Consider the following 10,086-nt stretch of genomic DNA (forward strand, 5'->3'; position numbering starts at 1 on the left):
CGGCCGCACGCTCAGCGCTCGCCACCGCACCGGCCGGCACAGCACGCCCGGTGGCCGCCGACGCCACGTCCGGGTACCGCGGGAACAGCCGGTCCAGGTCGGTGCGCTCGAACACCCGCCGGACGTGCGGCGGCACGGCGGCCAGCCGCAACCAGCCGCCCGCCCGCTGCGCCCGCGCCCTGGTGCGCACCAACGCGCTCATCGCCTGCGCCCCGCAGAACGCGACCCCCGCCATGTCGAGGACGATCCGGTCACGTCCCTCGGTCACCAGGCGGTCCATCTTGTCCAGCACCCGGCGCGCTCCCGCCAGGTCCAACTCCCCGGTCGCCACGACCACCGCGCACCCCGTCCGGTGGGTCTCGACCGACAGCGCCAGCATTCCGTTCCCTTCAAGCCACCCGGCAGAACTCGTCGTAGCCCACCTCGGAGAGGGTGAGCAGCAGCCCTTCCCTCGTCGACCACGGGCATATCTCCACCTCGTCGTGGCCGGTGGCCACCATCAGCGCCTCCGCGACCAGCGCGCCGGCGAGCGACTGCCCGGCGCGGTGCGGCGAGATGCCGGGCAGCCGCGCCCGTCGCGGCGCGGGCATCCGGGCGAGCCTCGGCACCCACTGGCGCAGGTCGGCCAGGCGCAGGGTGCGCGGCACGAACGGCCCTTCGTGCTGCGGGCGCGCGCCGGCCAGCCGCGCCAACTGCTGGAACACCTTCGAGCAGCCGACGGCCCGGTGGTCGGCGACGTCCGTGCCGTCCAGCGCGGCCACCACGCGGTCGTGCACCAGGACCTGTTCGCGCCCGAGGCCGCGGTGGTCGCGCGCCGCGGTCCGGTCGAGGGCGAGCCGGCGGGTCATCGTGCGGGCGCCGAACGGCAGCGAGCGCGCCAGCGACGGCTGCACGTCGTCACCGGCGGCGAGTTCGACGGTGCCGCCGCCGACGTCGAGCACCAGCAGGCGGCCGACGTGCCACCCGAACCAGTGCCGCGCGGCCACGTAGGAGAGGCGCGCCTCCTCGGAGCCGGGCAGGACGCGCAGGACCGTGCCGGTGCGCCGGGCGACCTCGGCGATCACCACCTCGGCGTTCGCGGCGTCCCGGATGACGGACGTGGCGAACGGGACGACGCGCGTGACGCCCGCCCGGTCGGCGACGCGGTGCGCGGTGCGGACAGCCCTCACAACCTGTTCCACGCCGTCGGGGCCGAGTCGGTTGTGCCGGTCGAGCGCCTTGTCCAGTCGGAGGCGGGTCTTGTGCGAGACGAGGGGGTGCAAGGGGGAACCGTCGACGACGACCAGGTGCGCGCTGAAGCAGCCGACGTCGAGGACGCCCACCTGACCTCGTCTTCCGGACATACGTCACCGCCAACCGCTGTGTGTGAGGAACCGGAGGGTGCCCAGGAACACATCGGGTGAAACCGGATTGGGTGATCCGACTGCGGGTAGTTCACGGCCATGGGTGCTGTGGAGAGGCCGTTGGCCGTGGTGACCGGCGCGTCGAGCGGGATCGGGCTGGAACTGGCGAAGGTGTTCGTGGCCGAGGGGTTCGACCTGGTCGTCGCCGCGGAGAACGCCGCGGTGGAGGACGTCGCCCGGGAGTTGGCCGCGGGCGGCGCGCGGGTCGACGCGGTGCGGGCGGACCTGGCGACGTTCGAGGGCAACGAGGACCTGGTCGCCGTGGTCGAGGAGGCCGGGCGGCCGGTGGCGGCGCTGGCGGTCAACGCGGGGGTCGGCGTCGGCGGCGACTTCGTGGACGACAGCGACCTGCGCTCGCACCTGCGGGTGGTGTCGCTGAACATCGGGTCGGCGGTTCACCTGGCGAAGCGGCTGGTGCCCGCGATGGTCGACCGGGGCGCGGGCCGGGTGCTGTTCACGTCGTCGGTCGCCGGCACCGCGCCGGGGCCGTTCCACTCGGTGTACGCGGCGTCGAAGGCGTTCCTGCTGTCGTTCTCGCAGGCGTTGCGGGAGGAGTTGCGCGACAGCGGGGTGACCGTGACGGCGCTGCTGCCCGGGCCGACCGACACGGACTTCTTCCGCCGGGCGGGCATGACGGACACGAAGGTCGCCACGGGACCGAAGGACGACCCGGCGGAGGTCGCGCGGGCCGGGTTCAAGGCGTTGATGGCGGGCGACGACCAGGTGGTGGCCGGGTCGCTGCGGAACAAGGCGCAGGCGGTCGCGGGCCGGGTCCTGCCCGACCCCGTGACGGCCCGGGTGACGCGGGCCATGACGGAGCCGGGCTCGGCCGGGACGTGACCCCCGGTCGGACCCGGACGTCGGGTCACACCGGGACGTCGGGTCACACCGGGGTGTCGTCGTCCGAGGGGACGTCGTCGCCGATCAGCTCGCGGTACTCGTCCACCTCCTGCGGGGTGGGGTCGATCGGCGCCTCCTCCGCGATCTCGTCGGGGTCCACCGGCTCGTCCACCGGCTCTCGGGGCGTGTCTGCTGCGGTCATGGCGGCCGGTTACCCGGTGCGCGGCGACTCGAACGGCCGGTGACCCGAACGGTGTGTGCGCTCCCGGACGGGGTAACCGGCACCGTGACCATCCACGCCAGACGCGACATCCCGGCCCTCCCCGACCTGGTGTTCAACGCCGCCGCCGACCCGTCCCGCCTCGCCGCGTGGCTGCCCGAGCCCTACGAGGTCGTCGGCCGGACGGACGACGTGCTGCTCCTCCGCGCGGACGGCGGACCGCGGCAGGTGCAGCTGGCCGCCGACTACGACCAGCTGCTGCTCACGTGGGAACCGCTGGCCGACCACGGCTGCCGCGGCACGCTGCGCGTCTCGTTGGCGGGCGCGGCGGGCAGCGTCGCGGAACTCCACGTGGACGAGTGCCCCGACGACCGGCTGCCCGAGCGCATGCTCGAAGCGCTGGCGAACGAGGTTGAGCAGAACCTCACCGCCGGCTGATCATGCGCGGGTGGAGATCCGCCCCGCCCGCCCCGAGGAGCTGCCGCTCCTGCCCGCCGTCGAGCGCGCCTCCGGCGAGCCGTTCCGCGACATCGGGATGCCCGAGATCGCCGACGACGACCCCATGCCGCTGAGCACCCTCGAACAGCTGCACGTGTGGGTGGCCGTCGACCCGCGCCCCGTGGCGTGGGTCGGGGTGGAGGTGGTCGACGGCGCGGCGCACGTCGAGCAGATCAGCGTGCACCCGGACCACTCGCGGCGCGGCATCGGCGCGGCGCTGCTCGGCCACGTGGAGCAGTGGGCTGCGACACACGGGCTCGACGCGTTGACCTTGACGACTTTCCGCGACGTCCCGTGGAACGAGCCGTACTACCGGCGGCTCGGGTTTCACGAGGTGGAGACGCTGTCGCCCGGCCTGCGGGCGGTCGTGGAGGCCGAACGGAGGCGCGGATTGGACCCCGCGACGCGCGTTTGCCTGCGCAAGGTGCTCATTCGGGGCGTTTGAGCGCGATACTGGGCGGGCAGACCTCCCGCCAGCAACCGTTCGGAGGGTCCCCCGGTGGTCGACTTCGTGCACGAGGCACTGCTCTACCGCGACGACGAGCAGTACCTCGCGGGAACGGTGCCGTTCGTGCGCGACGGCCTGGCCGCCGGCGAGCCGGTGCTGGTGGCCGTGCCGCAGCGCGGGATCGACCTGTTACGGGCCGCGCTGGGCAGACAGGCGGACCAGGTCGAGTTCCTCGACATGACGCGCGCCGGGCGGAACCCGGGCCGCATCATCCCCGGCGTGCTGACCGCGTTCACGGACAACGCGGTCGAGCACGCCACCACCGGTCGGGTGCGGATCATCGGCGAGCCCATCTGGCCGGGCCGCACCGAGCTGGAGTACCCGGCGTGCGTGCAGCACGAGGCGCTGATCAACACCGCCTTCGAGGACCGCCCGGCGTGGATCCTGTGCCCGTACGACACCGCGAACCTCTCGCCGGACGCGATCCGCGACGCGGAGACCACGCACCCGGTCGTGGTGGAGGACGACCGCCGCAGGCCGAGCACGGACTACCGCGAGCCGTTCCTGATCGCCGAGGAGTTCAACCGGCCGCTCCCCCCGCCGCCGCCGGACGTCCTCACCCGCGGGTTCGACCTCGACGGGCTCGGCGTCACGCGTCGGCTCGTCGCCGGGTTCGCCACCGAGGCGGGCCTGACCGCCGACCAGGTCGAGGACCTCGTGCTCGCGGTGAACGAGCTGACGACGAACAGCGTCGTGCACGGTGGCGGCGGCGGCACGTTGCTGCTGTGGTGCGAGGACGCCGCGGTGGTCTGCGAGGTGCGTGACGCGGGCCGGATCGAGAACCCGATGGTGGGCAGGCGGAACCCCGGGGCGAACGCCCGCGGCGGGTACGGCGTGATGCTGGTGAACCTGCTGTGCGACCTGGTGCGCGTGCACACCGGCGACTCCGGGACGTCGATCCGCGTGTACGTCGGCTGACCCGACCGCGCGCCGCGGTGTGTCGTTGCCCACCTTCGTCCACTAATGGCCTATCGGCGCAGGTCGTGGACGGGCGTTCGGACGGTAATCGGCCACGCGCCGCGGGCGGGGCCCGGCAGAATCGACCACGTGATTCCCGCACTCCTGCTCGCCCACGGGGCCGGCGGCACCGTCCGCGCGAACTTCAGCCCGCTCATCCCGCAGCTGTCGCGCAAGCGCAGGGTGCACGCGATCGACTTCCCCGGCTCCGGGACGACCCCGCGCGCGACCGCGCCGCTGGAGCTGGACGACCTCGCCGATCAGCTCGTGGCCGCCGCCGACGGCGAGGAGCGGTTCGCGGTCGTCGGCTTCTCGATGGGGTGCGCGGTCGCCGTGCGCGCCGCGTCACGTCACCCCGAGCGGGTCACGGCGCTGGTGCTCACCGCCGGTTTCGCCCACATCGACGACGAGACCGGCGCCCGGCTGCGGGAGTGGCGGCGGCTGCTGGCCGGCGACCGCACCACGCTCGCCCGCTACCTGATGTCGGTGGCGCTGGGCGAGCCGTTCCACCGGCGGATGACCGCCGAGCAGGCCGAGGGCTTCCTGGAGCTGATCGCGCTCACCGTCCCACCCGGCTCGCCCGACCAGGTGGACCTCGTGCTGCGCACCGACCTGCGGGCCGAGCTGCCGTCGCTGACCGTGCCGACGCTCGTGATCGGCGCCAAGCACGACCGCCTGATCTCCCCCGGCACGACCCGCGCCCTGGCCGACCTGGTCCCCGGCTCCCGCTGGGCGGAGCTGGACAGCGGCCACGCCCCGGCGGTCGAGGCGCCCGCCGAGTGGGCCCGCCTGATCGAGGAGTTCCTCGACTCCCTGGGCCCCGGCCGCTGACCGCGCGACCCAACCGCCTCCGGCCGACCACTCGACCGCACCGACCGCACGACCCGCCCACCGCGCCGAACGCCCCGGTCCGGTCGTCCGGTTTGGTCGGTGTCCTGCCTGGTTAACCAGGCCGCATGACCAACACGCTCGTCCTCGACGTCGACGGCACGCTGGTGGACAGCAACTACCACAACGCCGTCGCGTGGTTCCGCGCGTTCCGCCGCTTCGACCTGACCGTCCCGACGTGGCGGCTGCACCGGGCCATCGGGATGGGCGGCGACAAGCTCGTCACCGCGGTGGCGGGCGAGCACGTCGAGCGCGAGCACGGCGACGACCTCCGCAAGGCGTGGGAGGCGGCGTTCGAGCCCATGCTGGCCGAGATCCGGCCGCTGGAGGGCGCGCACCGGCTCGTGGCCTCGGCGCTGGAGCAGCAGTTCACCGTGGTGCTCGCGAGTTCCGGCAAGCGCCACCACGTCGACCACTACCTGAAGCTCATCGACGCGTCCGGCGTCACGTCGGTCTCGGCGGACGACGTCGAGGAGAGCAAGCCCGCGCCCGACCTCGTCGAGGTGGCGCTGCGGCGGGTGGACGGCAGCGGCCGGGCGGTGCTCATCGGCGACTCGGTGTGGGACTGCGAGGCCGGGCGGCGGGCGGGCCTGCCCGTCGTCTGCGTGCGCACGGGTGGTTTCGGCGAGGCCGAGTTGCGGGAGCACGGCGCGTCGGCAGTCTACGAAGGACTCGACGAGTTGCGGGCGGACCTCACCGACCTGCCGATGGCGTAGGAGGAAGCGTGCGGATCGGCTACACCCTCATGACCGAGCAGGCCGGGCCACGCGAGCTGGTCGAGCACGCCAGGCGAGCCGAGGACGTCGGCTTCGACTTCGAGGTGATGAGCGACCACTACTCGCCGTGGCTGGACGAGCAGGGGCACGCGCCGTACGCGTGGAGCGTGCTGGGCGCGGTCACCCAGGCCACCGGGCGGGTCGAGCTGATGACCTACGTGACGTGCCCGACCGTGCGGTACCACCCGGCGGTGGTCGCGCAGAAGGCCGCGACGGTGCAACTGCTGTCCGGCAATCGGTTCACCCTCGGCATCGGCGCGGGCGAGAACCTGAACGAGCACGTCGTCGGCCGGGGCTGGCCGCCGGTGAACGTGCGGCACGAGTTGCTGCGCGAGGCCGTGGAGATCATCTCGCTGCTGTTCGACGGCGGGTACGTGAACTACTCCGGCGACCACTTCCGGGTGGACTCGGCGAAGCTGTGGGACCTGCCCGACCAGCGGGTGCCGATCGCCGTCGCGGTGTCCGGCGGGCAGTCGGTGCGCACGTTCGCGCCGCTGGCGGACGCGATGGTGGCGGTCGAGCCGGACGCGGCGCTGAGCCAGGAGTGGGACGTGTTCCAGGGCGGGCAATCGCGGAAGATCGGCCAGCTGCCGGTCTGCTGGGACGAGGACCGCGACCGGGCCGTGGAACGCGCCCACGAGCAGTTCCGCTGGTTCGCGGGCGGGTGGAAGGTGAACGCGGAGCTGCCCGGCACGGCGGGTTTCGCGGGCGCGACCCAGTTCGTGCGGCCGGAGGACGTGGCCGAGAAGATCCCGTGCGGCCCCGACGTGGGCCCGATCGTGGAGGCCGCGGCGAAGTTCCGCGAGGCGGGCTTCACCGACCTGGCCCTGGTGCAGATCGGCGGCGACCACCAGTCGGAGTTCCTGGACTTCGCCAAGTCCGACCTGCTCCCGGCCCTCCGCTAGACCTCACGAGCCGAGACCCGTCCCCGCGCGGGGCGGGTCTCGGCTCGTCCGGCGGTCGGGGGGCGCGCGGTCGGCCCAGGCGCCACCGACCGTGCTCAGCCGCCGACCGTGCTCAGCCGCGCGCTGTGGCGCCTCGGTCGCGGGACGGCGGGCCGGTCTCGACCGGCGGGGTCGGCACGACCACCGGGCCGTTGGACGGGGCCTTCGTCGGAGTCGCGGTGTTGCCCGGGGTTTCCGGCCGGGATTTGGTCGTGGTCGGGCGGGCGCCGTCGGTCGTCGTCACCTCGGCGGGGTGGCCGACCGGCTCGCCGGAGTCGCCGGGGTGGCCCGCCGCGGGGTTGTCGGCGTTGTCGGCGTTGCCGGCCGGCAGGTGGACCTGCGTCCCGTTCACGAACGTCACCGTGGAGCCCGCCGGCCCGTCCGGCAGGACGGTGCCGGGCGCCTGCTCGGCCACCGGGTCGCCCGCGGACGTCGTGCCGGGCTGGCCGGGCAACCGGCCGTGCTCGGGCGCGGTGGTGTCGGTCAGCACCACCAGCGTCACCGCCGTGAACGCCGCCGCGGCCATGACCCCGCCCAGCAACACCCGCCTGTCCTTGCGCCGCGGCTCCGCCTCCGCCACCGGGGGCGTGCTCGCCACGACCACCTCGGCGACCTCTACCAGCGGCGGCAGGCCGGCGCTGGCCTTCCCTGCCGCCGTGAGCAGGCGCTCGCACTCCGCCGCCGTGGGCCGCTTGGCCGGGTCGGACGCGGTCATCGCGGTGAGGACCCTGGTCCACGCGTCGGGGAGGTTCGCCGGGATGCGCGGCTCGCGGTGCAGCCGGGACAGCGCGGCCTCCGTGTCACCGCCCGGGTACTCGGGCCGCCCGGTCAGGCACTCCAGCAGCACCAGGCCCAGCGCGTACACGTCGGCGGACGGCTGCACGTCCGCCCCGCGCACCTGCTCGGGCGCGAGGTAGCCGGCGGTGCCGACGAGGATGCCGGACCGCGTCACGCGGGTGACCTGCGCCTGGAGCGCCAACCCGAAGTCGGCGAGGTAGGCGCGCCGCCCGGCGGCGTCGAGCAGGATGTTCGACGGCTTCACGTCCCGGTGCACGACGCCGTGCTCGTGCACGTGGGCCAGCACGCCGGCGACCTGGGCGCCGATCGTGGCCACCACCTCGGGCTCCAGCGCGCCGCGCATGCGACGGCGCAGCGTGCCGCCCTCGACGGCCTGCATCACGAAGTACGGCCGGCCGCGGAAGACCCCGGTGCCGTACACCTCGACCAGGCCGGGGCAGCGCATCTCGCCGAGGACCTGCGCCTCGCGGTCGAGCCTGATCCGGTCCTCGCCCGACGCCTCGCCCTGGAAGAACTTGAGCGCGACCTTCCGGTCGAGGCGGGTGTCGAACGCGCGGTACACCTCGGCCATGCCGCCGGTGCCGTACAGGCTGCCGAGGGCGTACCTGCCGTCGACGACCTCGCCGGTCAGGTCACCGTCCCACATCCGGTCGAACCTCCGCTGCGTCGACGAGGCCGGGAGGCCGGAAGCTACCGGTCACCGGGGCGAGCGGCCACCTCGTTTGCCGTTCCGAGTCCACCTACCCGTGGCCCCCCTGTCACAAACCACGCCCTGCTTCGGCAACCCGAAGGCCTCGCGCACGGTGTCGGACCGCTGCCCGCGGGGTACCTCCGCCGCATGACCGAACGCGAGCACGAGCCCACGATCAACGAGTTCATCGACGACCCGGCCGCGAAGGTGGACGCCCTGGGCGAGGTGGACGGGGTGCGGCCCGCTCAGTACGGCAGCGACCCCGACGAAGAGTACGAGCACGGTCCCGTGGACGGCGACGAGCTGCCGGGCTGAACACCGAAGATCACCCAAACGAGTGACCTCCGGCGCTCCGGCGGTCGAACCGCCCTCACCCGGGTCGCAGCAACCCGAAGCCCACCCCGACCTACGGCACGGCGGTCGCGCACGGGCTGGTGGGCGGGGTCGTCGTGGTCGTCAGCGACCCGGTCGTCACCGGCGGGCCGGCCGAGGCCAACCGGGTGCCGCTGCAGTAGGTCGACTCCACCCGGCGGTCGGCCGAGTCGCCGTGCGCGAACACGAGGTACTCGCTGCCCTTCGTCATCCGGATGCCGCACGCGGCGCCGCTGGTCGCCGTCGCCACCGCGACCACGCGCGGCACGTCGCCCTTGTACTCCGTCCGCACGGCCACGGCGTACCGGTACCGGTCGTCGAAGGTGGACGTCGGGTCGCCCTCTTCGAGGGTTTCGCTGAGCACGACCCCGGTGAACACGTGGTCGGCCCGGTGGTACCGGTCGCCCTCACCGCCGGGGAAGCAGCTGCACGCGCTGGCCGGGCTGGTGAACACGGCGGTGAGCAAGGCGGCGGTCACGGTGACGACACCGGCCGCGTGCGCCGGGAAACGTCGACGCGCCAAAGTATCCCCCTGGTTGCGTAGGGCACGGACGCGGCGGCGCGCGGACAGCCTACGGCGACGCGTGCAGCGCGAGCCAGAGTTCGGCGCGCGTGCCTGCGGGGTCGAGCGACCGGCCCAGCAGCTCCTCGGCCTTCCGCAACCGGTTGCGCACGGTGTGCCGGTGCACGCCCAAGCGGGTGGCGGCCGGGTCGGCCTGCCCGTGGCACGACAGCCACACCCGCAGGGTCTCCCGCAGCACGTCGTCCAGCGGCTCCAGCAGCGCGGCGGCGAACGACGCGGCGTCCGGCGCGAGCAGCCCGGCCCCCGCGACCTCCTCGAACGTCGCCACGCCCTCCTCCAGCGCCCGCAGCGCCTCCCGGTAGCCCCGCGCGACACCGCCCGCACCCACCGGGCGCGACGCGGCGGCGGGCACGTCCAGCTCCCGCGCGAGCACGACCACCCGCCCGTCGACCTCCGCCCAGAACCCCGCGGCCGGCGGCACGGGCGCGTCGCCGCGCAGCACGAACACGCGGAACGGCGCTTCGGGGACGCCGTCCACCGGGACGCCCGCCAGCAGCAGCCGGAACCGCGCCTCCCGCAGGTCCCGGCGCACCGCGTCGACCTCGTCGGACCGGGCCAGCGCCACGGTGAGCAGCGACGCGGCGGCGTTGACGACGCCCGCGTCCAGC

The 10,086-nt window shown here is 74.1% G+C and carries 14 protein-coding genes; 8 read left to right on the forward strand and 6 right to left on the reverse strand.

What is annotated here, in order from left to right; translation table 11 throughout:
- Positions 1-379 (reverse strand): STAS domain-containing protein (locus ACFQ3T_RS30525; RefSeq protein WP_380728537.1); only part of this gene is annotated, 379 nt, incomplete at its 3' end.
- A 10-nt stretch (positions 380-389) separates the two neighbouring features.
- Positions 390-1,343 (reverse strand): Ppx/GppA phosphatase family protein, encoded by a 954-nt coding sequence (locus ACFQ3T_RS30530; RefSeq protein ID WP_380728539.1) that lies wholly within the window; start codon positions 1,341-1,343, stop codon positions 390-392.
- A gap of 99 nt (positions 1,344-1,442) precedes the next feature.
- On the opposite strand from ACFQ3T_RS30530, the gene ACFQ3T_RS30535 reads away from it, so the two are divergent.
- Positions 1,443-2,243 (forward strand): SDR family NAD(P)-dependent oxidoreductase, encoded by an 801-nt coding sequence (locus ACFQ3T_RS30535; protein ID WP_380728541.1) that lies wholly within the window; start codon positions 1,443-1,445, stop codon positions 2,241-2,243.
- Positions 2,244-2,286: 43 nt separating this feature from the next.
- Here the strand turns inward: ACFQ3T_RS30535 and ACFQ3T_RS30540 are convergent, their stop codons facing one another.
- Positions 2,287-2,445: a hypothetical protein gene (locus tag ACFQ3T_RS30540; RefSeq protein WP_380728542.1), complete on the reverse strand. Its 159-nt coding sequence runs from the start codon at positions 2,443-2,445 to the stop codon at positions 2,287-2,289.
- Between the two features lie 84 nt (positions 2,446-2,529).
- Here ACFQ3T_RS30540 and ACFQ3T_RS30545 point away from each other — a divergent pair, with 84 nt between their 5' ends.
- The 6 genes from ACFQ3T_RS30545 to ACFQ3T_RS30570 all read left to right on the forward strand — a co-directional run bounded on the left by ACFQ3T_RS30545 (position 2,530) and on the right by ACFQ3T_RS30570 (position 6,995).
- On the forward strand, positions 2,530-2,901 hold the full coding sequence (locus tag ACFQ3T_RS30545; protein WP_380728544.1) for a hypothetical protein: 372 nt from the start codon (positions 2,530-2,532) through the stop codon (positions 2,899-2,901).
- A 10-nt stretch (positions 2,902-2,911) separates the two neighbouring features.
- Positions 2,912-3,406: a GNAT family N-acetyltransferase gene (locus ACFQ3T_RS30550; RefSeq protein WP_380728546.1), complete on the forward strand. Its 495-nt coding sequence runs from the start codon at positions 2,912-2,914 to the stop codon at positions 3,404-3,406.
- A 54-nt stretch (positions 3,407-3,460) separates the two neighbouring features.
- On the forward strand, positions 3,461-4,387 hold the full coding sequence (locus ACFQ3T_RS30555; protein WP_380728548.1) for an anti-sigma factor RsbA family regulatory protein: 927 nt from the start codon (positions 3,461-3,463) through the stop codon (positions 4,385-4,387).
- Between the two features lie 129 nt (positions 4,388-4,516).
- Positions 4,517-5,257 carry an alpha/beta fold hydrolase gene (locus ACFQ3T_RS30560; RefSeq protein WP_380728550.1) on the forward strand — a complete coding sequence of 247 codons (741 nt, stop codon included), beginning with the start codon at positions 4,517-4,519 and terminating at the stop codon, positions 5,255-5,257.
- 125 nt (positions 5,258-5,382) lie between these two features.
- Complete coding sequence (locus tag ACFQ3T_RS30565) at positions 5,383-6,030, forward strand: HAD family hydrolase (RefSeq protein WP_380728551.1); 648 nt, start codon at positions 5,383-5,385, stop codon at positions 6,028-6,030.
- Positions 6,031-6,038: 8 nt separating this feature from the next.
- Complete coding sequence (locus ACFQ3T_RS30570; protein WP_380728553.1) at positions 6,039-6,995, forward strand: LLM class F420-dependent oxidoreductase; 957 nt, start codon at positions 6,039-6,041, stop codon at positions 6,993-6,995.
- 112 nt (positions 6,996-7,107) lie between these two features.
- On the opposite strand, the gene ACFQ3T_RS30575 is transcribed toward ACFQ3T_RS30570, so the two are convergent.
- Positions 7,108-8,478, reverse strand: coding sequence for a serine/threonine-protein kinase (locus ACFQ3T_RS30575; protein ID WP_380728555.1), 1,371 nt, complete (start codon positions 8,476-8,478; stop codon positions 7,108-7,110).
- Between the two features lie 192 nt (positions 8,479-8,670).
- On the opposite strand from ACFQ3T_RS30575, the gene ACFQ3T_RS30580 reads away from it, so the two are divergent.
- The gene (locus ACFQ3T_RS30580; protein WP_380728557.1) at positions 8,671-8,838 is read left to right on the forward strand and encodes a hypothetical protein; all 168 of its coding nucleotides are present in this window, start codon (positions 8,671-8,673) and stop codon (positions 8,836-8,838) included.
- A gap of 91 nt (positions 8,839-8,929) precedes the next feature.
- Here the strand turns inward: ACFQ3T_RS30580 and ACFQ3T_RS30585 are convergent, their stop codons facing one another.
- Positions 8,930-9,373, reverse strand: a complete 444-nt coding sequence (locus tag ACFQ3T_RS30585; RefSeq protein WP_380728559.1) for a hypothetical protein — start codon at positions 9,371-9,373, stop codon at positions 8,930-8,932.
- A gap of 94 nt (positions 9,374-9,467) precedes the next feature.
- Positions 9,468-10,086 (reverse strand): PucR family transcriptional regulator (locus tag ACFQ3T_RS30590; RefSeq protein ID WP_380728560.1); only part of this gene is annotated, 619 nt, incomplete at its 5' end.

Origin of the sequence: Saccharothrix hoggarensis (genome assembly GCF_042678885.1) — a bacterium.
In the GTDB taxonomy this organism is placed as follows: Bacteria; Actinomycetota; Actinomycetes; order Mycobacteriales; family Pseudonocardiaceae; genus Actinosynnema; species Actinosynnema hoggarensis.

Coding starts and splice junctions, on each gene's coding strand:
- ACFQ3T_RS30530 (WP_380728539.1), bottom strand. CDS start 1,343: ATGTCCGGAAGACGAGGTCAGGTGGGCGTCCTCGACGTCGGCTGCTTC.
- ACFQ3T_RS30535 (WP_380728541.1), top strand. CDS start 1,443: ATGGGTGCTGTGGAGAGGCCGTTGGCCGTGGTGACCGGCGCGTCGAGC.
- ACFQ3T_RS30540 (WP_380728542.1), bottom strand. CDS start 2,445: ATGACCGCAGCAGACACGCCCCGAGAGCCGGTGGACGAGCCGGTGGAC.
- ACFQ3T_RS30565 (WP_380728551.1), top strand. CDS start 5,383: ATGACCAACACGCTCGTCCTCGACGTCGACGGCACGCTGGTGGACAGC.
- ACFQ3T_RS30575 (WP_380728555.1), bottom strand. CDS start 8,478: ATGTGGGACGGTGACCTGACCGGCGAGGTCGTCGACGGCAGGTACGCC.
- ACFQ3T_RS30580 (WP_380728557.1), top strand. CDS start 8,671: ATGACCGAACGCGAGCACGAGCCCACGATCAACGAGTTCATCGACGAC.